General features: G+C 59.4%; 22 protein-coding genes, 1 other RNA gene and 1 pseudogene. 10 read left to right on the plus strand and 14 right to left on the minus strand.

The window, feature by feature from the left end; all coding sequences use genetic code 11:
- The 5 genes from carA to grpE all read right to left on the minus strand — a co-directional run bounded on the left by carA (position 1) and on the right by grpE (position 6,101).
- A complete protein-coding gene (gene carA / locus H3028_RS03880; RefSeq protein ID WP_181295745.1) occupies positions 1–1,149 on the minus strand; it encodes a glutamine-hydrolyzing carbamoyl-phosphate synthase small subunit in 1,149 nt (382 codons plus the stop codon).
- Positions 1,150–1,341: 192 nt separating this feature from the next.
- A complete protein-coding gene (dapB, locus tag H3028_RS03885) occupies positions 1,342–2,148 on the minus strand; it encodes a 4-hydroxy-tetrahydrodipicolinate reductase (protein WP_181295746.1) in 807 nt (268 codons plus the stop codon).
- 76 nt (positions 2,149–2,224) lie between these two features.
- On the minus strand, positions 2,225–3,352 hold the full coding sequence (dnaJ, locus tag H3028_RS03890; protein ID WP_181295747.1) for a molecular chaperone DnaJ: 1,128 nt from the start codon (positions 3,350–3,352) through the stop codon (positions 2,225–2,227).
- A gap of 169 nt (positions 3,353–3,521) precedes the next feature.
- Positions 3,522–5,435, minus strand: coding sequence for a molecular chaperone DnaK (dnaK, locus tag H3028_RS03895; protein WP_168423458.1), 1,914 nt, complete (start codon positions 5,433–5,435; stop codon positions 3,522–3,524).
- Between the two features lie 96 nt (positions 5,436–5,531).
- Positions 5,532–6,101 (minus strand): nucleotide exchange factor GrpE, encoded by a 570-nt coding sequence (gene grpE / locus H3028_RS03900; protein WP_181295748.1) that lies wholly within the window; start codon positions 6,099–6,101, stop codon positions 5,532–5,534.
- A 218-nt stretch (positions 6,102–6,319) separates the two neighbouring features.
- On the opposite strand from grpE, the gene recN reads away from it, so the two are divergent.
- Positions 6,320–7,993 carry a DNA repair protein RecN gene (gene recN, locus H3028_RS03905; RefSeq protein WP_181295749.1) on the plus strand — a complete coding sequence of 558 codons (1,674 nt, stop codon included), beginning with the start codon at positions 6,320–6,322 and terminating at the stop codon, positions 7,991–7,993.
- A gap of 54 nt (positions 7,994–8,047) precedes the next feature.
- On the opposite strand, the gene fur is transcribed toward recN, so the two are convergent.
- Complete coding sequence (gene fur / locus H3028_RS03910; protein WP_158189797.1) at positions 8,048–8,455, minus strand: ferric iron uptake transcriptional regulator; 408 nt, start codon at positions 8,453–8,455, stop codon at positions 8,048–8,050.
- 93 nt (positions 8,456–8,548) lie between these two features.
- Here fur and H3028_RS03915 point away from each other — a divergent pair, with 93 nt between their 5' ends.
- On the plus strand, positions 8,549–9,052 hold the full coding sequence (locus tag H3028_RS03915) for an outer membrane protein assembly factor BamE (protein ID WP_181295750.1): 504 nt from the start codon (positions 8,549–8,551) through the stop codon (positions 9,050–9,052).
- A gap of 39 nt (positions 9,053–9,091) precedes the next feature.
- Here the strand turns inward: H3028_RS03915 and H3028_RS03920 are convergent, their stop codons facing one another.
- Together H3028_RS03920 and H3028_RS03925 are read right to left on the minus strand one after the other, a co-directional pair.
- Positions 9,092–9,418 carry an RnfH family protein gene (locus H3028_RS03920; RefSeq protein ID WP_181295751.1) on the minus strand — a complete coding sequence of 109 codons (327 nt, stop codon included), beginning with the start codon at positions 9,416–9,418 and terminating at the stop codon, positions 9,092–9,094.
- A complete protein-coding gene (locus tag H3028_RS03925) occupies positions 9,411–9,845 on the minus strand; it encodes a type II toxin-antitoxin system RatA family toxin (protein ID WP_181295752.1) in 435 nt (144 codons plus the stop codon). Before H3028_RS03925 ends, H3028_RS03920 begins: the two co-directional genes overlap by 8 nt.
- A 227-nt stretch (positions 9,846–10,072) precedes the next feature.
- On the opposite strand from H3028_RS03925, the gene smpB reads away from it, so the two are divergent.
- Positions 10,073–10,555 carry an SsrA-binding protein SmpB gene (smpB, locus tag H3028_RS03930; RefSeq protein WP_019340344.1) on the plus strand — a complete coding sequence of 161 codons (483 nt, stop codon included), beginning with the start codon at positions 10,073–10,075 and terminating at the stop codon, positions 10,553–10,555.
- 83 nt (positions 10,556–10,638) lie between these two features.
- Here smpB and H3028_RS03935 read toward each other — a convergent pair whose 3' ends face one another.
- Positions 10,639–11,427 carry a GntR family transcriptional regulator gene (locus tag H3028_RS03935; RefSeq protein ID WP_181295975.1) on the minus strand — a complete coding sequence of 263 codons (789 nt, stop codon included), beginning with the start codon at positions 11,425–11,427 and terminating at the stop codon, positions 10,639–10,641.
- 287 nt (positions 11,428–11,714) lie between these two features.
- Here H3028_RS03935 and H3028_RS03940 point away from each other — a divergent pair, with 287 nt between their 5' ends.
- From H3028_RS03940 to H3028_RS03965, 6 genes are all read left to right on the plus strand, one after another.
- Complete coding sequence (locus tag H3028_RS03940; protein WP_181295753.1) at positions 11,715–13,409, plus strand: L-lactate permease; 1,695 nt, start codon at positions 11,715–11,717, stop codon at positions 13,407–13,409.
- A gap of 175 nt (positions 13,410–13,584) precedes the next feature.
- Positions 13,585–14,754 (plus strand): FMN-dependent L-lactate dehydrogenase LldD, encoded by a 1,170-nt coding sequence (lldD, locus tag H3028_RS03945; protein WP_181295754.1) that lies wholly within the window; start codon positions 13,585–13,587, stop codon positions 14,752–14,754.
- A gap of 54 nt (positions 14,755–14,808) precedes the next feature.
- The gene (locus H3028_RS03950) at positions 14,809–17,646 is read left to right on the plus strand and encodes an FAD-binding and (Fe-S)-binding domain-containing protein (protein ID WP_181295755.1); all 2,838 of its coding nucleotides are present in this window, start codon (positions 14,809–14,811) and stop codon (positions 17,644–17,646) included.
- A gap of 165 nt (positions 17,647–17,811) precedes the next feature.
- Complete coding sequence (locus H3028_RS03955; RefSeq protein WP_181295756.1) at positions 17,812–18,123, plus strand: hypothetical protein; 312 nt, start codon at positions 17,812–17,814, stop codon at positions 18,121–18,123.
- Between the two features lie 154 nt (positions 18,124–18,277).
- Positions 18,278–18,656: a transfer-messenger RNA gene (gene ssrA / locus H3028_RS03960) on the plus strand.
- Between the two features lie 183 nt (positions 18,657–18,839).
- Positions 18,840–20,096 carry an integrase domain-containing protein gene (locus H3028_RS03965; RefSeq protein ID WP_181295757.1) on the plus strand — a complete coding sequence of 419 codons (1,257 nt, stop codon included), beginning with the start codon at positions 18,840–18,842 and terminating at the stop codon, positions 20,094–20,096.
- Positions 20,097–20,163: 67 nt separating this feature from the next.
- Here H3028_RS03965 and H3028_RS03970 read toward each other — a convergent pair.
- The 5 genes and pseudogenes from H3028_RS03970 to H3028_RS03990 all read right to left on the minus strand — a co-directional run.
- Positions 20,164–20,529: pseudogene (locus H3028_RS03970) on the minus strand (hypothetical protein); the annotation flags it as partial.
- Between the two features lie 68 nt (positions 20,530–20,597).
- Entirely contained in the window at positions 20,598–20,876 is a 279-nt protein-coding gene (locus tag H3028_RS03975) for a hypothetical protein (RefSeq protein ID WP_309109524.1), read from the minus strand.
- A 108-nt stretch (positions 20,877–20,984) separates the two neighbouring features.
- Positions 20,985–21,374: a hypothetical protein gene (locus H3028_RS03980; RefSeq protein ID WP_181295759.1), complete on the minus strand. Its 390-nt coding sequence runs from the start codon at positions 21,372–21,374 to the stop codon at positions 20,985–20,987.
- A complete protein-coding gene (locus tag H3028_RS03985) occupies positions 21,367–21,582 on the minus strand; it encodes a hypothetical protein (protein WP_102851765.1) in 216 nt (71 codons plus the stop codon). The genes H3028_RS03980 and H3028_RS03985 overlap by 8 nt, the downstream gene beginning before the upstream one ends.
- A complete protein-coding gene (locus tag H3028_RS03990) occupies positions 21,579–21,800 on the minus strand; it encodes a DNA-binding protein (protein WP_239610988.1) in 222 nt (73 codons plus the stop codon). Before H3028_RS03990 ends, H3028_RS03985 begins: the two co-directional genes overlap by 4 nt.
- A 502-nt stretch (positions 21,801–22,302) precedes the next feature.
- Here H3028_RS03990 and H3028_RS03995 point away from each other — a divergent pair.
- The gene (locus tag H3028_RS03995; RefSeq protein WP_181295760.1) at positions 22,303–23,589 is read left to right on the plus strand and encodes a PIN domain-containing protein; all 1,287 of its coding nucleotides are present in this window, start codon (positions 22,303–22,305) and stop codon (positions 23,587–23,589) included.
- The last annotated feature ends 515 nt before the right edge of the window (positions 23,590–24,104 follow it).

Below are 24,104 nucleotides of genomic sequence, written 5' to 3' on the forward strand. Positions count from 1 at the left end.
TTAGCGGCGCTTGGCCATGGCATCGATGAAGCGGTCGAACAGCGGCGCCACATCATGCGGCCCGGGACTCGCTTCGGGATGCCCCTGGAAGCTGAAGGCGACTTTGTCGGTGCGCTCGATGCCTTGCAAGGTGCCGTCGAACAGCGACTTGTGCGTCGCACGCAGGTTACTCGGCAGGCTGGCCTCGTCTACAGCGAAGCCATGGTTCTGGCTGGTGATCATCACCACGCCAGTGTCCAGATCCTGTACCGGGTGGTTGGCGCCGTGGTGCCCATTAGGCATCTTCACCGTCGTGGCGCCGGAGGCGAGTGCCAGAAGTTGGTGGCCGAGGCAGATGCCGAACACCGGGATATCGGTTTCCAGGATCTCCTGGATCGCCTTAATCGCGTAGTCGCATGGTTCAGGGTCACCCGGGCCGTTGGCCAGAAACACACCGTCCGGCTTCAACGCCAGGGCATCGCTAGCGGTAGCCTGGGCCGGCAGCACGGTAATGCGGCAGCCGCGGGCGACCAACATGCGCAGGATGTTGTACTTAACACCGTAATCGAAAGCCACGACATGGTAGGGCAGCTCGCTGGCCGGGATCTCGGCGTGGCCGTCATCTTTCAGGCACCAAACGCTCGAACGCCACTCGTAGGCCTCTTTGACGCTGACTTCCTTGGCCAGGTCCATGCCCTTTAGCCCAGGAAAGCTGCGCGCCAGTTCCAGCGCTTTTTCTTCCGTCGCGTCATCCCCTGCGAGGATGCAACCATCCTGAGCGCCCTTCTCGCGAAGAATGCGGGTCAATCGACGGGTATCGATGCCAGCGATCGCCACGGTACCGTTGGCTTTGAGGTAGTCGGGCAGCGACTGTTTTTCGCGCCAGCTGCTCGAAGTCAGCGGCAGGTCGCGGATCACCAGGCCGGCAGCCCAGACTTTCCAGGACTCGGCATCTTCCGGCGTGGTGCCGGTATTGCCAACATGCGGATACGTCAGAGTGACGATCTGTTTGGCATAGGAAGGATCGGTGAGGATTTCCTGATAGCCGGTCATGGCGGTGTTGAACACCACCTCACCAACGGTTTGCCCATCGGCGCCGATGGATTCGCCGCGAAAGATACTGCCATCGGCAAGGGCCAAAATGGCTGGCGTAAGGGCTGGCTTAGTCAAGAGACCTCCCAAAGATCAAGGCTGAAGCAGGCGCAGATTGTAAAAAAGCGGGATGACGTGTGAAGGTCATCCCGCTTTTTATTTGAGTCATTTCTGCGCAACTTTTAGTGGACACACTAAAACGGGAAGCTTACAGAAAACGCCCTTTCAGGTCTAGCCGAAATCCATTTCGAACGCCAGGCGACAGCCTTCTCAACGCAGTCCGAGCACGTCTTGCATGTCGTACAAACCCGCCGGCTGGCGCTCAAGCCACAACGCAGCGCGCACTGCCCCTTTAGCGAAAGTCATCCGACTGGACGCCTTGTGGGTGATCTCGACCCGCTCGCCTTCAGCGGCGAACAGCACCGTATGATCGCCTACCACATCGCCGGCGCGGACAGTCGCGAAACCGATGGTATCGCGTGCTCGCGCGCCGGTTTGCCCTTCGCGGCCATACACGGCCACCTTCTGCAGATCGCGACCAAGCGCTTCGGCGACAACTTCACCCATGCGCAACGCCGTACCCGAGGGCGCATCGACCTTGTGCCGGTGATGCGCCTCGATGATCTCGATATCCACCTCGTCGCCCAGCACCCGAGCCGCCATATCGAGCAGCTTCAGACACAAATTCACGCCGACACTGAAATTGGCGGCGAAGACGATCGGGATGTCTTTCGCCGCCGCCGCCAACCTCTCCTTCTCCTCAGCCGAAAAGCCGGTGGTCCCGATCACCATCGCCTTCCCCGCGCGGCGACAGACCTCGAGATTCTTCAGCGTTACCGAGGGATGGGTGAAATCGATCAGCACATCGAACTCTTCCACCACCTTCGCCGCGTCCCCGATCAGCGGAACGCCCAGCCGGCCAATGCCTGCCAGCTCCCCGGCATCAGCCCCGACCAAGGTACTGTCGGGCCGATCGATCGCCGCGGTAAGCCCGGCGGCGCCGCCGGTCTGCTGGACAGCCTCGACCAGCGTTTTCCCCATGCGCCCCGCGGCGCCCATCACTGCTATACGTCGCATAAAAACAGCTCCAAGCTGCAAGGCTCAAGCTGCAGGAGCGCCTTTCCAGGCCTTTCGCCCGCAGCCCGCCACCGAGTTAAAGGTCGCCGAAAAAGCGCTTCATACCCTCGAACCAGCCGCTGGCCTTGGGTGAGTGGGAACTGTCGCTCTGCAACGTCTTGCGGAACTCGTCGAGCAACTCGCGCTGGCGCTTGCCCAGGTTTACCGGCGTCTCCACCGCGACACGACACAGCAAATCACCGGCAGCACCGCCGCGCACCGGTGCGACGCCCTTGCCGCGCAGGCGGAACTGCTTGCCGGTCTGGGTGCCCTCGGGAATTTTCAGTTTGACCCGACCATCCAGCGTTGGAACCTCGAGCTCGCCGCCTAACGCTGCGTCAGCGAAGCTGATCGGCACCTCGCAATACAGATGCTTGCCATCGCGCTGGAAGATCGGATGCTCACGCACGTTGACCACGACATAGAGATCACCAGCCGGGCCGCCCTGGGCACCCGCCTCACCCTCGCCAGTCAGACGGATACGGTCGCCTGTGTCGACGCCCGACGGAACCTTGACCGACAGCGTCTTCTGCTCTTCGACGCGGCCCTGACCATGACAACTGCCACAGGGATCGGAGATCATCTTGCCGCTGCCATGACAGCGCGGGCAGGTCTGCTGTACCGAGAAGAAGCCCTGCTGCATGCGCACCTGACCGATACCGCCACAAGTGGTACAGGTGACCGGGCTGGTGCCCTTCTTCGCGCCCGAACCATCGCAGGTCTTGCACTCGACCAGCGTCGGCACACGGATGGTCACCGTCGTGCCGCGCACAGCCTCCTCCAGATCCAGCTCCAGGGTGTAGCGCAAATCGCTGCCGCGCTGGGCACCGCCACGCGAGCTGCCGCGGGCGCCGGTAAAGAAATCGCTGAATACATCGCCGAAGATGTCGGAGAAGTTGGCGCCGCCATAAGCGCCACCCGCCCCCGCACCCATTTGCGGGTCGACGCCGGCGTGACCGTACTGGTCGTAGGCCTGACGCTTGCTCGCATCGGACAGCACTTCGTAAGCCTCGTTGGCTTCCTTGAACGCATCTTCGGCGGCTTTGTCTCCGGGATTACGGTCCGGATGGTGCTTCATCGCGAGGCGCCGATAAGCTTTTTTCAGCTCCGCCTCGCTAGCGCCGCGCTCGACACCCAGCACTTCGTAATAGTCACGTTTGGCCATAAATTTCCTGAACCTTCAAATTCGTACCCTCCAGACGCGCCGACGCGGGAGCAAGCCCCCGCGCGGCGATCAAGCCCGCCGCGGCATTGCCGTTGCGGGTCGGAGCGAAGGCAGCGACAACGATATGGTCGCTGCTTTCCCCCAAGTCATGGGGGCCATAAGCCGCAGCTTACTTGTTGTCCTTGACCTCTTCGAACTCGGCATCGACCACGTCGTCACCGGACTGCCCGTTGTCGCCAGCCTGCTCACCTTCGCCGCCCTGAGGCTGCTCGGCGTACATCTTCTGCGCCAGCGGAGTGGAAGCCTGGGAAACCGCAGCGATCTTGGCTTCGATCTCAGCCTTGTCGTCGCCCTTGATGGCCACTTCCAGCTCGCCGATAGCCTTCTCGATGCTGGCCTTGTCTTCTTCGGTTGCTTTGTCGCCGGCTTCGGTCAGCATCTTGCGGGTCGCATGGACCAGCTGATCGCCCTGGTTGCGCGCCGTGACAAGCTCTTCGAACTTGCGGTCTTCCTCAGCGTTGGCCTCGGCGTCACGCACCATCTGCTCGATTTCCTCCTCGGACAGGCCGGAGTTGGCCTTGATCACGATGGACTGATGCTTGCCGGTGGCCTTGTCCTTTGCCGATACGTGCAGGATGCCGTTGGCGTCGATGTCGAAGGTCACTTCGATCTGCGGCACGCCACGCGGAGCCGGCGGAATCTCGGCCAGATCGAAACGGCCCAGCGACTTGTTCTGCGCCGCCTGCTTGCGCTCACCCTGCAGCACGTGAATGGTTACCGCGCTCTGGTTGTCATCAGCCGTCGAGAATACCTGCGACTTCTTGGTCGGGATGGTGGTGTTCTTCTCGATCAGCGCGGTCATCACGCCGCCCATGGTTTCGATACCCAGGGTCAGCGGGGATACGTCGAGCAGCAGCACGTCCTTGACGTCACCCGCCAGAACGGCGCCCTGAATGGCAGCACCCATGGCAACGGCTTCGTCCGGGTTGACGTCCTTGCGCGCTTCCTTGCCGAAGAACTCGGCGACCTTCTGCTGCACCAGCGGCATACGAGTCTGACCGCCCACCAGGATCACGTCGTCGATCTTCGACACGTCGATACCGGCGTCCTTCATGGCCATGCGGCACGGTTCGATGGTGCGCTGCACCAGATCCTCGACCAATGCTTCCAGCTTGGCGCGGGAAATCTTCACGTTGAGGTGCTTCGGACCGGTCGAGTCTGCAGTGATGTACGGCAGGTTGACGTCGGTTTGCTGGCTGGAGGACAGCTCGATCTTGGCCTTCTCGGCAGCTTCCTTCAGGCGCTGCATGGCCAGCGGGTCGCCCTTCAGGTTCATGCCGGTTTCTTTCTTGAACTCGTCGACGAGGTAGTCGATGAGGCGAATGTCGAAGTCCTCACCACCGAGGAAGGTGTCACCGTTGGTGGCCAACACTTCGAACTGGTGCTCACCGTCAACTTCGGCGATTTCGATCACCGACACGTCGAAGGTACCGCCACCCAGGTCATAGACGATGACAGTGTGGTCGCCCTTAGCCTTGTCCATGCCATAGGCCAGCGCGGCCGCGGTCGGCTCGTTGATGATGCGTTTGACGTCCAGACCGGCGATACGGCCGGCGTCCTTGGTGGCCTGACGCTGGCTGTCGTTGAAGTAGGCTGGAACGGTGATTACCGCCTCGGTCACTGGCTCGCCGAGGTAGTCTTCGGCGGTCTTCTTCATCTTCTTCAGGATCTCGGCAGAGATCTGCGGCGGCGCCATTTTCTGGCCGCTGACTTCAACCCAGGCGTCGTTGTTGTCCGCCTTGACGATTTTGTAGGGGACCATCTGGATGTCTTTCTGCACGACGTCTTCGTCGAAACGACGACCGATCAGTCGCTTCACGGCGTACAGGGTGTTGTGTGGGTTGGTGACCGCTTGACGCTTGGCGGACTGGCCGACCAGGATTTCGCCATCATTGGCGTATGCAATGATCGACGGGGTGGTGCGGCCGCCTTCGGCGTTCTCGATCACCTTGGCCTTGCCGTTTTCCAGGATGGAGACGCAGGAGTTGGTCGTTCCCAGGTCGATACCGATAATTTTGCCCATATGCTTCTCTCCGAACTTTGATTGGTCCGCGCCTGTTTACCGGCTGCGGGTAACACAAATACGCTTGGCTACCAGATGGGGGTCAGTAGCCGGAATTCAAGCCTTCTCATCAATCGAAGGCGGTGTTTCGGCTGGCGCCTTGCTGACCACCACCATCGCCGGACGCAGCAGACGACCGTTCAGCAGGTAGCCTTTCTGGAACACCTTGAGCACGCTACCCGGCTCGGCGTGGGTGCTTTCTTCCATGGCCATGGCTTGATGATGCTCGGGGTTGAAGGGCTCGCCCTGTGGATCGAGCGGCACCAACTGATGCCGCGCCAGGGTGTCGATGAGCAGCTTGAGCGTCAGTTCGACGCCTTCGCGCATTGGCTTGACGGCCTCGTCATCCGGATTCGATAGCTCGAGCCCGCGCTCCAGGCTGTCAGCGACAGCCAGCAGGTCGCCGGCGAACTTCTCCAGCGCAAACTTGTGTGCTTTCTCAATATCCTGCTCGGCACGGCGTCGAATGTTCTGCAGCTCCGCCGCCACTCTCAAAGACTGATCCTGCGCCGCCGCGAGCTGCTCCTCGAGGGACTGCACACGGGCAGTCAGATCTTCGGTGACCTCAGCTTGGGCGCTCTCATTCTCTTCAGGGATCTGGTTTTCCAGGTTCTGCTCGTCCGCCATGCGGTCCTCCTCATCAACACATCAGCGAGCGGTCGGCCCGCGCTTGTGCGGCTATATGGGGGCGGCAAGTCAAGCTTCAAGGGCGAAAATGACATCAGCTTTCAATCGCGGGCCAACGACCAATTGCACGTTTTGTTTACATACAACCTATTAAGCAACTTGTAGCGCCAAGCGGAAGCACTGTATAAATACCCAGTCAACTGAGTGGGAGCCCTGCCATGCTGGTTCATCTGTCTGTCCACAACTACGCCATCGTCGAGCACCTCGACCTCGAACTGAAGCGAGGCATGAGCGTGATCAGCGGCGAAACCGGCGCCGGCAAATCGATCATGCTCGATGCCCTGGGGCTGACACTTGGCGATCGCGCCGACAGCAGCGTGGTGCGCATTGGCGCGGACAAGGCCGACATCCTCGCCAGCTTCGATCTGGATGACATCCCGGATGCGCGCGCCTGGTTGGCCGAGCGCGACCTGGACAATGAAGGCCCATGCATCCTTCGCCGGGTGATTACCGCAGAAGGCCGCTCTCGTGGCTACATCAATGGAACGCCTTGCCCGCAGGGTGATTTGAAGGCGCTCGGCGAGTTGCTGATCGACATTCACAGCCAGCATGAGCACCAGTCGCTGCTCAAGCTCGACACCCACCGGCGACTGCTCGACGAGTATGGCGGCAGCCAGGACCTGGCCCGCCAGGTGCAACTAGCAGCGCAGCGTTGGCGCCAGACCCGGCAGACGCTGGAACGCCTGAGCAACAGTAGCGATGAACAGCGTGCCCGCCACCAGCTATTGAGTTATCAGCTCGAAGAATTGGAAAGCTTGGCGCTCGGCGAAGGAGAGCTGGAACAACTGGAACATGAGCACAAAAACCTCGCCAACGCGGAGCACCTGCTCGGCGCCTGCCGCCAGGTGGTCGACCTGTGCAGCGAGAGCGATGCGGGGAACGTGCTGTCAGCTCTGACCTCGAGCCTTCAGCGGCTCACCGGCTTTCAGAACCAGCCGGGCGCGCTTGGCGAGGCAGTCAACCTGCTGTCCAGCGCGCAGATCCAGGTGGAAGAAGCCGTCGGCGAGCTGAATCGCTTCCTCGACCATTTCGACTCCGATCCGCAGCGTCAACAGGCGCTGGAAGAGCGCCTCGACAGCATCTATACCCTGGCGCGTAAGCATCGTGTACAACCGCCGGAGCTACCCGCCCTGCAACAGAGCCTGTTCGAAGAGCTGGAAAGCCTGAACGCTGACGATGACGCGCTGGAGCAGCTAGGCGAAGAGCTCGCCGCCTACGCTCAGCACTACCAGGATAAGGCCGAAGAGCTGAGCCGCGCCCGCCAACAAGCGGCCGAATCCCTTGCTGTCGCGGTCGAAGCGGAGATACAGCGATTAGGAATGCCTGGCGGCAAATTCAATGTGGTACTCAGGCCCACACCGACAGGCGACCTTATGCCGCATGGGCTGGAGCAGGTGGAGTTTCTTGTCAGCGCCAACCCAGGGCAGCCACTACGCCCGCTGGCGAAGGTTGCATCTGGAGGCGAGCTGTCACGAATAAGCTTGGCGATCCAGGTCATCACGGCGCAGACCTCACGAACACCGACCCTGGTATTCGACGAAGTGGATGTCGGCATCGGCGGCCCCACCGCCGAAGTGGTTGGTCAGCTGCTGCGCCGCCTCGGCGAGCGTGGCCAGGTACTTACCGTGACCCACCTACCTCAGGTAGCTGCGCAAGGGCATCATCATCTGTTCGTGCACAAGGCTCGCGGCAATGACGAGACCCACACGGCAGTGGCGGCCTTGGAAGGAGGCGAACGCGTCGAAGAAATCGCCCGAATGCTCGGCGGCGTCGATCTGACCGAGCAGGCACTGGCCCACGCCCGGCAAATGATCGGTTCAGCGCAGGCCTGACAGGCATAAAGAAGGCGACCCTCGGGTCGCCTTCTTGTTTCCGGCATCGACAAATCAGTCGGCCTTCTTGCGCACGTAGAGCACCAGGTTATGGTCAACTAGCTCATAACCGTGTCGTTTAACGATCTCTTTCTGCAGCTTTTCGATTTCGGAATCGAAAAACTCGATCACATCGCCGCTGTCAACGCAGACCATGTGGTCGTGATGGCCGCTGTCAGCCAGCTCGAACACCGCATGACCGCCATCGAAGTTGTGCCGGACCACAAGACCGGCCGCCTCGAATTGAGTCAGCACACGGTATACCGTTGCCAGACCGACATCTTCGCCGGCTTCCATCAATGCCTTATAGACATCTTCAGCGCTCATGTGGCGCTGATCGGTGGTATCCAGCATCTGCAGGATTTTGACCCGTGGCAGGGTTACTTTGAGGCCCGCTTTGCGTAGTTCGCTATTTTCAACCATGGTTGGCTTTCTCGTTGCTGCTGTTTCGCAGCCTCCTTCAATACGGGTATGATCCGGGCTTTGCCCAGCCAAGATAGTGGAAGTCACCTACCGATGCAAAACACCAAGCTCATGCTGTCCAGTCTCACACTCGTGGGCCTGTTCGCACTCGCCGGTTGTTCATTCCCCGGGGTTTACAAGGTCGACATTCAACAGGGCAATGTCGTTACGCAGGACATGATAGACCAGTTACGCCCTGGAATGACCCGCTCACAAGTACGGTTTATTATGGGCAACCCGCTGATCACCGATACCTTCCATGCCGATCGCTGGGATTACCTGTACAGCATCCAGCCTGGCGGCAGTCAGCGCCAGCAGGAGCGGGTCAGCCTGATGTTCAATGCCAACGACCAGCTGGCAGGCCTGGCGGGCGACTTCAAGCCTGGCGTCAGCCGCGACGAAGCGATCCTCGGCACTGATCTTCCTGCCAGCGAGGCACCGGTTCGCACCGAGCCAGAAGCCACCAAACCCGGTTCGTTGCTCGAACAGATCCAGCGGGACGTCGATGCCGCCGAGCCGGTTCCAGTCCCCACCCCGGACCGCCTGGAAACAAACTAGGCAAGACAGACAAGCAAAAGCCCGGCATGCCGGGCTTTTTCATTGCTGGACAGCCGATCCACTGGCCTTGCTTTGCGCCGCCTTCGCCGCGCGCTGCTTACGCACCTCCTTTGGATCAGCGATAAGCGGCCGATAGATTTCAACCCTTTCCCCCTCTTCCAGCACGCGCTCGTCCGGCTTGGGCACCGCCTTACCGAAGATGCCAAGCGGTGACGTGGCGAGGTCCAGCCCCGGAAAGAAGCCATCCATGCCCGAGCGCAGCGCAGCCTCGCGCACGGTGGTGCCCTGGGGTACGGTCAGCCGTAGCAGCTTTTGCTTATCGGCCAGCGCGTAAACAACCTCGACTGCAATGACCGGCTTATCCATACAACTGCTTCGCCCTGTCGCAGAACGCATCGACCAACGTATTCGCAGCCTGATTGAATAGCGGACCCAAAGTCGCCCGAACCAGCGGTCCAGCGTAATCGAAGGTAAGGTCGAGGCTGATCTTGCAGGCCTTCTCGCCTAGCGCCTTGAACTCCCAAATGCCATGCAAGTGGCTGAAAGGGCCTTCCTCCAATGTCATCTCGATACGCTTGCCTGCCTGTAACTCGTTGCGTGTAAGGAAGCGTTGACTCATGCCGGCTTTCGCCACTGTCATGCTGGCCTGCATCTGGGTTTCGCTGCTAGACAGGACCTCGGTAGCCGAACACCAGGGCAGAAACTGCGGATAGCTGGCTACGTCATTTACCATGTCGAACAGCGCGTGCGCCGGGTACGGCAGCAGCGCCGAGCGTTGAATATGCGTCGTCATTCAGTCCTTCTACTTCATCATTCGACAATCGGCAAACGCAGCCATAGCCGGCGACGACTCACCGAGAGCAGGGTGATCATGCAGGTTCCGCCGCGGAGCAATTTCCAGGACCAGAACGCACGTAAAGATTACATTGTCGGGGATAAGCGCACCCCTCTCAAGTTTCGCACCGTCGTAGCATGCTGGTTATCGCCAGCCGCAACGCGACTCCCTATAATGCGCAGCCTATGGCCAAACAGAAGAAACAGTCCCCCGGGACCATCGCGCTGAACAAGAAAGCGCTACACGACTACTTCATCGAACAGAAATTCGAGGCCGGTCTCGTTCTGGCCGGCTGGGAAGTCAAAAGCCTGCGTGCCGGCAAGGCGCAACTGGTAGACAGCTACGTCCTGCTCAAGGACGGCGAAGCCTGGCTGATGGGTTGTCACATTACGCCGCTGACCACCGCCAGCACCCACGTGATTGCCGACCCCACGCGCACCCGCAAGCTGCTGCTGAACAAGCGAGAGCTGGGCAAGCTGTTCGGCGCAGTGCAGCAGAAAGGCTATGCCTGCGTGGCGCTGTCGATCTACTGGAAAAAGCACCTGATCAAGTGCGACATCGCCCTGGGCAAGGGCAAGAAGGAATTCGACAAGCGGCACACCGAGAAGGAACGTGACTCCGACCGCGAAATCCAGCGCGCCATGCGCACCAAGGGCAAGGAAGACTGACCTCGCCCCTGCGAGCAGATCGGGAGCACATCAACCGCCCTGCTCGCCATACCGAATTCGCTCTCCTCGCCACCCCCAACCGATCATCCCTCCGCAGGCTTCTCCGTCTTTCCCTGCCGGCGTTGCGCTCGTGCTAGCCGCTGTGCTTCCTGCTGCCCTTCGGCGAGCACTTCCTGCACATAGCTGATGTGACGATGAATCACGTCGCGCGCCTCGTTGGCCCGTCGGGCGGTAATCGCATCGTACAACTCCTGATGTTGCTGCATGAGCATGTTGCGGGTCTCCTTGCGCAAGGCATACATGCCACCAATATTGGTCACCACGTTGCGCTTGAGCAGATCGAACAGACCGCGGATCGTGTGCAGCAACACGGCGTTGTGGCTTGCCTCGGCAATCGCAAGGTGAAAGCGTGCATCGGCGGCGCCCTCCTCGGCCCGGGTTACCGTGCTTTCGCGCAGATAGCAGTCCTGCAACGCTGCGAAGGCTTCCCCGAGCCGCTGTCGGTCGACGTCGGTTGCACGTAGCGCGGCGTAATAAGCGCAACTGCCTTCCAGCGTATGGCGGAATTCAAGCAAATCGCGCTGCGCATCGGCGTTATTTTCCAGAAGATGCAGCAGCGGATCGCTGAACGTCGAACCAAGGGATTCAGCAACGAAGTTGCCTCCTCCATGCCGGCTGACCAGCAACCCCTTCGCCGCGAGCTTCTGAATGGCCTCGCGCAATGAAGGTCGAGAGACGCCGAACTGCTCCGCCAGCACGCGCTCAGCAGGCAGGCGCTCGCCGGCCTTGAGGGTGCCTTCGAGAATCATGGTTTCGATTTGCTCGACGATGTTATCGGCCAGCCGTCGCTGACGCACCATTCCCACTTCCATGACACCCTCACCCTCGATTGGTTTGACCACTTGTACGTAACTCAGCGTATCCATGCACTCGGCGTACGGCAACACGCCGCGTTGCTACCAAAGTCTATAGCTTGCTAATTGACGCAACAGCAAGCGAACTCTTACGCTGGCCGAGCTCTTTTTGAAATTGGTATTACCAATTTACAAGTTGTTAGAGCTCCCAACAAGAAGAGGACTACCAATGCGGTCTCCAGATTCCCACTCATCGCAGGTCCAGCCGGGCCCCCATTCGCACTTTATGACTATGGGAGCCTGACATGTCTAACGGACTGCTCGCCCTGTTTGCCTTTACCCCTATCCTGCTCGCCGCCGTGCTGTTGATTGGACTGCGCTGGCCTGCCAGTCGCGCCATGCCGGTTGTATTCCTGTTCACCGCCGCCATTGGCCTGTTTATCTGGGACATGAGTTTCACCCGGATAATCGCCTCAACCCTGCAGGGCCTGGTGATAACCATTGGCTTGTTGTGGATCATCTTCGGCGCCATTTTGTTGCTGAATACCCTCAAGCACTCCGGTGGGATCACCGCCATCCGTGCCGGCTTCACGACCATCAGCCCTGATCGTCGCATCCAGGCCATCATCATCGCCTGGCTGTTCGGCTGCTTCATCGAGGGTGCGTCCGGTTTCGGCACACCTGCCGCCATCGCTGCGCCCTTGCTGGTTGCCGTCGGTTTCCCGGCCATGGCTGCGGTATTGATGGGCATGCTGGTACAGAGCACACCGGTATCGTTCGGGGCGGTCGGCACACCTATCGTGGTCGGCGTGAACAGTGGCCTGGACACCGCCACTCTGGGCGCGCAGCTGATAGCGCAGGGATCGAGCTGGGAGCTGTTCCTGCAACAGATCACCAGCAGCGTGGCGATCACCCACGCCATCGTCGGCACCGTGATGCCGCTGATCATGGCGATGATGCTGACGCGGTTCTTCGGTAAGGAAAAAAGCTGGAAAGCCGGCCTCGAAGTCCTGCCCTTTGCGATCTTTGCGGGCCTGGCTTTCACGCTGCCCTATGTCGCCACCGGCGTCCTGCTTGGTCCAGAATTCCCATCGCTGCTGGGCGGCCTGATCGGCCTGGCCATCGTCACCACCGCCGCTCGCTTTAATTTCCTGGTGCCGAAGACGCCTTGGGACTTTGCCGATGCGAAAGACTGGCCAGCCGAGTGGATTGGTACCATCGAGATGAAGCTCGACGACCTCGCCGCGCGTCCAATGAGCGCCTTCCGTGCCTGGCTGCCCTACGTGCTGGTGGGTGCGATCCTCGTGATCAGCCGGATCTTCCCGCCGGTCACCGCTGCCCTGAAATCGGTCTCCATCGCCTTCGCCAACATCCTCGGCGAGGCAGGTATCAGCGCCAGCATCGAGCCGCTCTACCTGCCGGGTGGCATTCTGGTCGCCGTCGTGCTGATCACATTCTTCATGCATGGCATGCGTGCGGCCGAACTCAAAGCTGCGGTGAAGGAATCCAGCAGCGTGCTGCTCAGCGCCGGCTTCGTGCTGCTGTTCACCGTGCCGATGGTGCGCATCCTGATTAACTCAGGCGTCAACGCCGGTGATCTGCCGAGCATGCCGATCGCCATGGCGCGCTATGTCGCGGACAGCGTCGGTGGCATTTATCCACTGCTGGCACCTTCGGTGGGTGCGCTAGGTGCCTTCCTGGCTGGATCGAATACGGTCAGCAACATGATGTTCAGCCAGTTCCAGTTCGGTGTGGCGCAGTCGCTGGGCATCTCCGGCGCCATGATCGTCGCCACCCAGGCGGTTGGCGCCGCTGCCGGCAACATGGTTGCAATTCACAACGTGGTTGCTGCCTCTGCCACTGTCGGCTTGCTGGGCCGCGAAGGCGTCACCCTGCGCAAGACCGTTTGGCCTACGCTGTACTACGTGCTGTTCACCGGCGTGATCGGCATGGTGGCGATCTACCTGCTGGGGGTGACGGACCCACTGGTCGGCGTCTGATGATGCGGGACCTTGCCCCGACGAATTCGGGGCAAGGACATACTGAAACCCGACCAGCCTCACCGTGCATCGCGCACCAAGCGGTCTGATCGGGCAAGCCAGATCGATAACGGTGCCCTCATCATTTATGGGAAGCATCACGAGACTTACCTCGTTTTAACCGGTGAGAACAACGATGATCATCTCTGCCTCCACGGATTACCGCACAGCCGCCAAACGCAAGCTGCCGCCGTTCCTGTTCCATTATGTCGATGGCGGCGCTTATGCCGAATACACGCTGCGGCGCAACGTCGACGACCTGGCCAGCATCGCCCTGCGCCAACGGGTGCTACGCAACATGTCCGAACTCAGTTTGGAAACCCAGTTGTTCGGCGAAACCCTGTCGATGCCGGTTGCGCTGGCTCCGGTCGGTCTGACCGGCATGCTCGCCCGTCGTGGTGAAGTCCAGGCCGCTCGCGCCGCCGATAAGAAGGGCATCCCCTTCACCCTGTCCACCGTATCGGTTTGCCCGATCGAAGAAGTCGCGCCGGCGATCAAGCGGCCGATGTGGTTCCAGCTCTACGTGCTGAAGGACCGCGGCTTTATGAAAAACGCCCTGGAGCGTGCCAAGGCAGCCGGCGTCACCACCCTGGTGTTCACCGTGGACATGCCGACCCCGGGCGCCCGCTACCGGGACGCCCACTCAGGCATGAGCGGCCCGAATGCCAACATGCGCCGCATGCTGCAGGCCATGACCCACCCGCTCTGGGCATGGGACGTGGGCCTACACGGCAAGCCGCACGATCTGGGCAATATCTCCACCTACCGCGGGCACCCCACTGGTCTCGAGGACTACATCGGCTGGCTGGCGGCCAACTTCGATCCATCGATCTCATGGAAGGACCTGGAGTGGATCCGTGAATTCTGGGACGGCCCGATGGTGATCAAGGGCATCCTCGACGCCGAGGACGCCCGCGACGCGGTGACATTTGGCGCCGACGGCATCATCGTCTCCAACCACGGCGGCCGTCAGCTCGATGGCGTGCTGTCCAGCGCCCGCGCCATGCCGGCCATCGCCGATGCGGTCAAGGGTGACCTGAAGATTCTCGCCGACTCTGGCATCCGCAGCGGCTTGGACGTGGTCCGCATGATTGCGCTGGGCGCCGACACCGTCATGCTCGGTCGCGCCTTCGCTTATGCGCTGGCAGCGGATGGCGAAGCCGGCGTAACCAACCTGCTCAACTTGATTGATAAGGAGATGCGCGTGGCGATGGTGTTGACCGGCGCCAAATCCATCAGCGAGATCACCACCGATTCGCTGGTTCGCGAACTGGGTCAATACCAGACCACCAAACACGTCGAATAAGCCTCACGAGGCCGCGCGTCCCGGCGCGGCCGCTTCATCCCCGGAGCCACGTATATGAACGCGCCTGCCGCCCTGCCGAACGACTTCCTCGCTGCCGTCGAACGGTTGATACCGGTAGAGCGGCGCTTCGACGATCCCCTGTCCACGCTGGCTTTCGGCACCGATGCCAGCTTTTACCGTTTGATTCCCAAGCTGGTGGTGCGCGTCGAGTCCGAAGCAGAAGTGGTGGGATTATTGCAACTGGCCCACGCCCAGCGCGTGCCGGTGACCTTTCGTGCCGCCGGCACCAGCCTTTCCGGCCAGGCTATCTCCGACTCGGTGCTGATCGTCCTCGGCGATCACTGGAACGGCCGTGAGATTCGCAACGGCGGCGAACAGATCCGCCTGCAACCTGGCGTCATCGGCGCCCACGCCAACGCGGCGCTGGCCCCATTCCAGCGCAAGATCGGCCCGGATCCAGCCTCGATCAACGCGGCCAAGATCGGCGGCATCGTCGCCAACAATTCCAGCGGCATGTGCTGTGGCACGGCACAAAATAGCTACAAGACTCTCGCCGGTCTGCGCTTGGTGTTGGCCGACGGCACCGTGCTCGACAGCGAGGATGCGGCCAGCGTCGATGCGTTCCGTCAGAGTCACGGCACGTTGCTCGATCAGCTCGCCGAACTGGGCCGCACGACGCGCGCCAACACCGAGCTGGCAGCGAAGATTCGCCACAAGTACCGCCTGAAGAACACCACCGGCTTCTCGCTCAATGCGCTGGTCGATTACGACGAGCCGCTCGACATCCTCAACCACCTGATGGTGGGCTCCGAAGGCACCCTCGGCTTCATCAGCGCGGTGACCTACGACACCGTGCCGGATCATCCGCACAAGGCCAGCGCGCTGGTCGTCTTCCCCGATGTCGAGACCTGCTGCCTGGCCGTGCCGGTTCTCAAGCAGCAACCGGTGTCGGCTGTGGAGCTGCTGGACCGGCGCAGCATGCGCTCGGTGGAAAACATGAAGGGCTTGCCGGAGTGGGTTAAGGAGCTGTCATCGACCGCCTGCGCACTACTGATTGAATCGCGCGCCGCCACGCAAGGCCTACTGCACGAGCAGCTCGGGCTGATCATGGCGTCGATCGCGCATTTCCCGGTGGATAAGCAGGTCGACTTCAGCGAAGACCCGATCATCTACAACCAGCTCTGGCGCATCCGCAAGGACACCTTCCCCGCCGTCGGTGCGGTGCGCCAGACCGGCACCACGGTGATCATCGAGGACGTGACCTTTCCCATTGAGCGTCTTGCCGATGGGGTCAATCGGCTAATCCAGCTGTTCGAGGAACACGCCTACAACGAAGCGATCCTGTTCGGCCACGCGCTGGAGGGCAACCTGCACTTCGTCTTCACCCAGGGCTTCGATGATCCAGCGCAGGTCGCCCGCTACGAAGCCTTCATGCAGGATGTTACGCAACTGGTGGCTGTGGAATTCGGCGGTGCGCTGAAGGCCGAACACGGCACCGGCCGCAACATGGCGCCCTTCGTCGAGCTGGAGTGGGGCGCGGACGCCTACCAGCTGATGTGGCAGATCAAGCGCCTGCTCGACCCCACCGGCATCCTCAACCCGGACGTGGTGCTCAGCGAGGATCCGCAGATTCACTTGAAGCACCTCAAGCCGATGCCGGCCGCCGACGAGATCGTCGACAAGTGCATCGAATGCGGCTTCTGTGAGCCGGTCTGCCCGTCCAACGGACTGACCCTAACGCCCCGCCAACGCATCGTTGTCTGGCGCGATATCCAGGCGAAGCAACGTGCCGGCATCGATACCGCCGAGCTTGAACAGCTTTACCACTACCACGGCGTCGAGACCTGCGCCGCCACCGGCCTCTGCGCCCAGCGCTGCCCGGTGGGCATCAATACCGGCGATCTGGTGCGCAAGCTGCGCGGCAAGGAAGCGCACAAGGCCGGCACCGCCAACTGGCTGGCCGAGCATTTCAGCACCGCCGTGCAAGGCACACGTTTCATGCTACACGTCGCCAACGGCGCGCACCTGATGATGGGCACGCGCCTGCTGAGCAAGACCTCGGCGGCCTTCAGCAAAGCCAGCAAGGGACGCGTACCGCAGTGGACGCCGGCCATGCCGCAACCGCTGCAACGCCTGCATTTGCCCAAGCCGTCGGGGCAGGACGAACGCCCACGGGTGGTCTATCTCGCCGCATGCGTCTCCCGTGCCATGGGACCGGCCGCACGCGATCAGGAGCAGGAACCACTACTCGACACCACCCGCATCCTGCTGGAAAAAGCGGGCTACCAGGTGGTCTTTCCGGACAACCTGAACAACCTATGCTGCGGCCAACCGTTCGCCTCCAAAGGCTATGCCGAACAGGCCGAGCGCAAGCGGCAGGAAACCCTTGATGCGCTGCTCAAGGCCAGCCGTGGCGGGCTCGACCCCATCTACTGCGACACCAGCCCCTGCACCCTGCGGCTGGTTCAGGACCTGGCCGATGACCGCTTGCAGGTGTTCGATCCGGTCAGGTTTATCCGCACCTTCCTGCTTGACCGCCTGGATTTCGAACCTCAGCAGGCGCCGATCGCCGTGCATGTCACCTGCAGTACCCAGCACCTCGGTGAAGCGCAGGCACTGATCGACATCGCCCGGCGCTGCGCCACGCAGGTGGTGATCCCGGAAGGCATCCATTGCTGCGGCTTCGCCGGCGACAAAGGCTTCGCCACCCCAGAGCTCAATGCGCACTCGCTGCGCGGCCTGAAAGATGCCGTGCGGACGTGCAAAGAAGGCGTCTCCACCAGCCGCACCTGCGAAATCGGCCTGTCGCAGCACGGTGGTATCGACTATCACGGGTTGGTTTACCTGGTGAACCGAAACAGCCGAGCCAGGGCCGCGCCCGCCCCTGCGTGACCACGCACGGCGAGGGTGCCGATCAGAAAAGATGAAACGCTCGAGCGCAGCCGCAGTCCGAAGTTATGAGCCCAGCGTTAGAACGGGGCTCGACTCGCCTCGGCGCCGCCGCGCAACAGCAGAATCAGGCAGGCCCGCCGGGAAGTTAACTCCCTGGAGGATCTCATGAAAAAATTTGCCCTACTTGCCGCAGCAGCTCTGATTGCCAGTCCCGCTGCGTTTGCCGCCGACAAAGACCTCTGCCAGATCAACATGCAAGAAATTGAAGACAACCTGGCCACTGGACAGGCAATCACGCTCGGCGAGCCCGCTAGCAGCCAAGTCGAGGATCTGGTCAAGCAGGCCCGTCAGGCTCAGCAGGCCGGCGATACCGAAGCCTGCATAGTGCATACGACCAAAGCCCTGCAAGAGCTTGAAGGTCCTGGCAGCTCCGGCAGCTCCGGTACCAGCGGCACCGGCTCAGGCGCCAGCAACTAAGACCGCCCAGGCAAGGCCGCCAGCGGTTGGCCTTGCCAATGCCAGCCATTCTTTGAATCCCGACGAAATGCCCCAAAATCAGGGAACCAAGCATTCGACGTCGCCAAGCATCTGGCGTACACTGCGCAGCACATGAAGCTGCACTACGCTTCATGGGGCCGATTAGGATTCGACGCCGGTAACAAAGCTCTAGGTGCATGCCGAGTTGGTAACAGAACTCGTAAATCCACTGTTGCAAACTTATAGTTGCCAACGACGACAACTACGAAGGGTACGCGCTAGCCGCCTAACCTTCATCTGGTCGCTTCGGCGCCAGCGGTCACTAGGGGATGCCTGTAAACCCGAAATGACTGTCAGATAGAACAGGATCGCCGCCAAGTTCGCTGCAGACGTAACGGCTAAAACTCATGCAGCTCGCTCCAAGCACCCTGCCAATCGGGCGGCGCGGAGTTAACTTAATAGATTTGGCTACGCATGTAGTACCGACAGTGGAGAGCTGGCGGACGGGGGTTCAAATCCCCCCGGCTCCACCAAATACACATCTAAGGGCGTCCACGGACGTCCTTTTTTGTGCCTAAAATTCAGTAAATACGGGGCTTCCAGCGCCACCGGCATCCAAGGGTGTCCGTCAGCATCTATATGTTCATGTATTCCAGGTGGTATTCCAAGCGTTCAGCTGGTAATTTTTGGAATACACAAACAGCATTGGAATACACATGGGCGCCCAAGCCACGCGGCTTTCAGACCTTAAAGTGAAGGCCGCCAAGCCTAAGGAAAAGGACTACACGCTGACTGATGGCAACGGCCTTCAGTTGCGAGTGAGAATTAATGGCTCACGGCTATGGAATTTCAACTACATCCATCCGGTGACGAAAAAACGGATCAACATGGGGCTTGGCACCTTTCCCGAGGTGAGCCTGGCACAAGCGCGCAAACGAACCGTAGAAGCGAGAGAGCTTGTCGCGCAGGGGTTAGATCCGAAGGAAATGCGCGATGCTGATCGGCTGGCGAGGAAAGCAGCCACAGAGCACACATTTAAGAACGTCGCGGCCGCATGGTTCGAGCTCAAAAAGGATTCAGTAACTTCAGCCTATGCCGAAGATATCTGGCGCTCGCTCACGCTTCACGTTTTCCCGGACCTGGGCGCCACTCCCATCTCCGCTATAACCGCACCGAAGGTCATAAACCTGCTCAGGCCTCTTGAGACCAAAGGTAGCCTGGAGACCGTTAAACGCCTGACGCAGCGGCTCAACGAAATCATGACCTACGGGGTCAACTCGGGCCTGATTCACGCGAACCCACTCAGTGGCATTCGCTCGGTTTTCAAGAAACCGAAAAAGAAGAACATGGCGGCACTTGCTCCCGATGAGCTGAAAGAGCTCATGGTGGCAATTGCCAATGCCAGCATAAAAAGAACGACACGTTGTCTTATCGAATGGCAACTCAACACCATGACTCGCCCGGCAGAGGCTGCTACCGCACGCTGGGCCGACATCGACTTCGAAAAGCGTATCTGGACGATCCCTGCTGAGCGCATGAAGAAACGCCGTACGCACATTATCCCGCTTACGGAGCAAGCGTTGGCACTGCTGGAGGTAATCAAACCCTACAGCGGACACCGTGAATACGTGTTCCCTGCAGACCGGAACCCTCGCACCCACTGCAACAGCCAGACCGCCAACATGGCGCTGAAACGAATGGGCTTCGAAGGCCGCTTGGTCAGCCACGGCATGCGCTCAATGGCCAGCACTATTCTCAACGAACATGGCTGGGATCCTGAGCTGATTGAGGTAGCACTTGCCCATGTCGATAAGGACGAGGTTCGCAGTGCTTACAACCGAGCGGACTACATCGACCGGAGACGCCCGATGATGACTTGGTGGAGCGAGCACATCCAGGAAGCAGCAACCGGCAATCTGTCAGTGTCAGCAATGACAGAGAATCGGGACAGAAAAGTCGTTTCGATACGCTGATTAAAGAGCCGATCGACGATCACAACAGGCAGAAATCGGCCAAAGACAGCCGGTTAAGCGTTTAGGAAGACACTTCGATTTTCAGGTGTGGGCCTATCTGCTCCAGCTTGGCGTTGAAGTTCTTTATGAGCAGGATGAACCCGAGGTCAGCATTCTGAAGCTTGTACTGGTAGCCTGAGTCCCTGCCAACACGACCGGCATGCCAAATCTCTCCGGCAAACTCGACCATTGCCCCAGGCTTCTCGAACAACGCCATGAGTTCAGGGCGGATCAGCCCACGGTACAGCTGACGGACCGTATCCACGCCGCAACGCAGCAGACGGACCTTGGACAGATCCACGAATGCCGCCGTACCCGGATCGACGAACAAGCGTCCATTGCGATCTTCCTGGGCAAGCATATCGAGGCGGAGAAAATCTTTTGGTTTGGACATTTCGTTTACTTCCTAATGCTGATTAATGCGGTAGTTAATCTGTATTTATCTGACGTGCTACAGGGACGTCAGCGCGGCGGCGCGCGCTGGCTGCGCACGCTCACGCGCCTCGTCCCTCGGCACGTGTGAGAGTGCTCGGCCAGCGCGCAGCAAGGGCTATCGATACGGGTCACCGGGTCGGTGAATAACGCGGTCGGATCTTCAGGACAGGTTTGTTCCTGGATGAAGGTCATCAGGGGACCATCAGGCGGCGGCATGCTGGCCCAGGCGAGGTAGAGCGCGAGGCTGGCCAGCGCGAGCAGGTGGGGAAGTTTGAGATCGGCGCGGCGCGCGAGGACGAAGAACACCAAGGGCGCCGCCCTTGTCATCCCGCTCTTGCCGCCGAGGGCTAGGGAGCGTGGGGTGGAGAAGCTACCCCACACTCCCAGCGATAGGCTTTTCATGGTCGTGCAGGGTCAAGGGTGCGCTGCGCCCGTGCTTCCGTTCGACGGGACGGTGAAGCTGTCCCGACGAGCCGGGAGCGCGGCCCCTGACCTCCCAGCATTAGGGAGGGCGATACGGTCCAGTACGTTGCCGGAACCGTGCCGGTCGCGGTGCCGCATCACCCTGATGGTAAGAATGTCCACGAAGGGAATTTCGCTCGGCGTGCGCCCGTCGTCGACGAAGCTCACCGCCATGAAATAGGGGTAATCCCAGACGCCTTCCTTCGCCAGCACCACACCGACGATGTGCACGCAGCACCAGTAGGGTGGCTCGTCTTCGTCCATATGCAGCTCCATCAGCACGGACTCGCCGATGTAGGCCATGGCGGCTTGGGTATCCAGGGTGATGCCGGGCTTACGCATGGCTGTAGTCTCCTTCCTTGAACTCCTTTTTGCCTTTCTTCAGGTCGGCCCGCAGGCGCGCCAGGTTGACCATGCGAAAGTCCGCGAGGCGCATCGTCGGGATGGTGCCGGTGGCGGCCCAGTCAGCGGCCTCTTCGACGGATACCCCGCTCATTTCGGCGAAGGTCTTGAGGCTGCACAGGTCGAGGCTGTCGTCTGTTTTGCTCATAGCGTCCACTCCTGTTCGAGAAGCTGTTGCTGAAGCAGGGCCACGTTGACCATCGTGCGCTTGCCCACCTTCTTCGAAGGCAGATAGCCACGATCCAACCAGGTGCGCACCACGATGGGTTCGTCGCCCATGCCGATCCACTCGGCGAACTTCGGCCACGGCATCAGGGGCGGGGCGCCGTGCAGCTTCTGGGAGTCGATCCCTTCTGGTGGTAGCATTCGTGATCTCCGCTTTGTTCTGCTATATCCGGCATTAGATGCATTACAAATAGTGCAAGGCACGAACAAGAATATAGGCTAGCCTTCACATAGAAACCACCACTATGTGCAAGCTTTTTAGACGTTTTCGGAATGATAAGAGAGAGATTGATATCTGTTTGGGACAACCAAGGACTCTCGGCTCCTAAGCTCGAAAAGCTGACGGGTATCGACCGAAGCAGCTGGTATCACCTGCGAAACGGCAAGAGACGTGCAAACGAAGAAGACATAGAGGCCATCGTAAAGATGTTTCCTCAATACGCTTTTTGGATTGCAAGCGGGCAGATCGCCCCGGAAATCGGCCAGACCAGCCCCGACTACGACGAAGCCAACCGAAACTTGAGCCAACCCAGCGCGGGATAGCAATCACACGGAAAGTAGCTAGGCGATGGTATGCCCGAGCGCGTGGAGGTTGGGTTTAGTCGAAACTATATAAAAGCTTATCGGAAAAAGGACGTTCGGTATGAAAGATAAATTCCCAGGCCACTTTTCGAATCCGGCAGCTGATCACAGTCTCTGGGATCGCTGCATCTTTGTTTTCGACACAAACATTCTACTAAATTTATATAGATATTCTGACGAGACTCGCGCGCTTTTTATTAAGACTCTTCGACTTCTCCAAGAGCGCATTTGGATACCTTATCGAGTTGCAGATGAGTATCTTGAAAACAGACTAAACGTTATCTACGAGCAGCAAGAAGAATATGAGAAAGCAATAGCTGAGATAAACAAGCTAAAAGGGAAGCTGGAAAACTCTAGGCAGCACCCTTTCGTATCAGCCAAGACCATGAAGGGCGTAGCGGCAAGTTTAGAGAAGGCAATAGAAGAACTTAGCAATAATAAAGATGTGCACACTAGAAGAATTACCTCCGACGAAATCAAGGATGAAATCGCTGATATCTTTGAAGATCGGGTGGGTAACCTTTCAAGCGACGCGGAGCTCGAAGATATTATCAAAGAGGGTACTGCCCGGTATGAGCAGAAAATCCCTCCTGGATATTCAGATATTAAGAAACAAGGCGGCGACTCTTCACTAACTTCCAGATGCAGGCCATATGGCGACTTGATCATATGGAAAGAAATAATAGGAAAAGCGAAGGAAGTGGACACCCCGATAATATTCGTTACAGATGATGGGAAGGAGGATTGGTGGCTTCGTTTCAAAGGTAAAACAATAGGCCCTCGACCAGAGCTGATAAAGGAATTTCAGAGCGAAGTTAACCAACTTTTTCACATGTATCTGCCGGAAAGATTTTTATCGCTTGCCACTGAAAAAGAACAAGAAAAGCCGTCAAAAGAAGTCCTTGAAGAAATCCGAGACGTACGACAAAAAGAACTGGATATATCGTCAGAGAATAGAAAAACGAAACGGCAGATTAGCACCTTCAAAAGTCGTAGCTTCAGTCTTGATAATATCTTTCTTAGGCGTAATCAAGAAGACAACATAGTTACACCATGGCATGAGCAAGAGCTTAGCTACAGAGCGGAGCTAGAAGAGTTGCATGTGCGTACAAGTGAGCTCAGCAGCAGACGTGATGGTGCTAGAGACCTTGTTAGTTACTACGCTCAGATGAAAAGCCTTAGAGGTCTATCGCCAGAGGAGGAGTCTGAACATGCGAAGCTGACCACCAGTTTGGATTTACTCAGCGCGCAGCTTGACGACTTGAGAATGAGGCGCAGATATATTTTGGAGAAAATGCATCAGCTACAGAATATGAGCGTAGGCCTAGACGAATGGAACGACGCTTAGACGACGAGTAGCTCGTGGTTTAGCGACGTAACCAGCAGCCGCCACCTTCTGTGCCTCAGAGCTAAACCGCCGTGTCGACAAAGTGTCGAATTCACTGCTGATTAACGCAGCACAATGCGGACGCAACGACTGTGCGAGGCCCGTATTGCGGAGCTTAGCAGGACAACGCGGAGCAAAAATTGGGGTTCAAATCCCCCCGGCCCACCAAATGCAAATTCCCACATGTTCCCACATGATCGGAAACACCCTGAAAAGCCCGCCCCGCGCGGGCTTTCTTGTTTCTATACGTTCCCCTGCAGATACACACAGGATGCATCTCCGTGTTTCCTCTGCTGTACGTCGACTGTCAGGGCTGATTGGCAAGCCCGGCAGCATCTCTCGAGAGCAAAAGTGCCTGCTGGCATACAGTACGATTTGGTATGGCCATGCCGCTAAGCGACATGCGGCACGCACCAATCACGGCGAATCACCTCAAACGCAAAAGGGCCATTTAGCTCAATCGGAGGTGATCCATG

This window comes from Pseudomonas sp. Q2-TVG4-2, from assembly GCF_013620795.1.
In the GTDB taxonomy this organism is placed as follows: domain Bacteria; phylum Pseudomonadota; class Gammaproteobacteria; order Pseudomonadales; family Pseudomonadaceae; genus Stutzerimonas.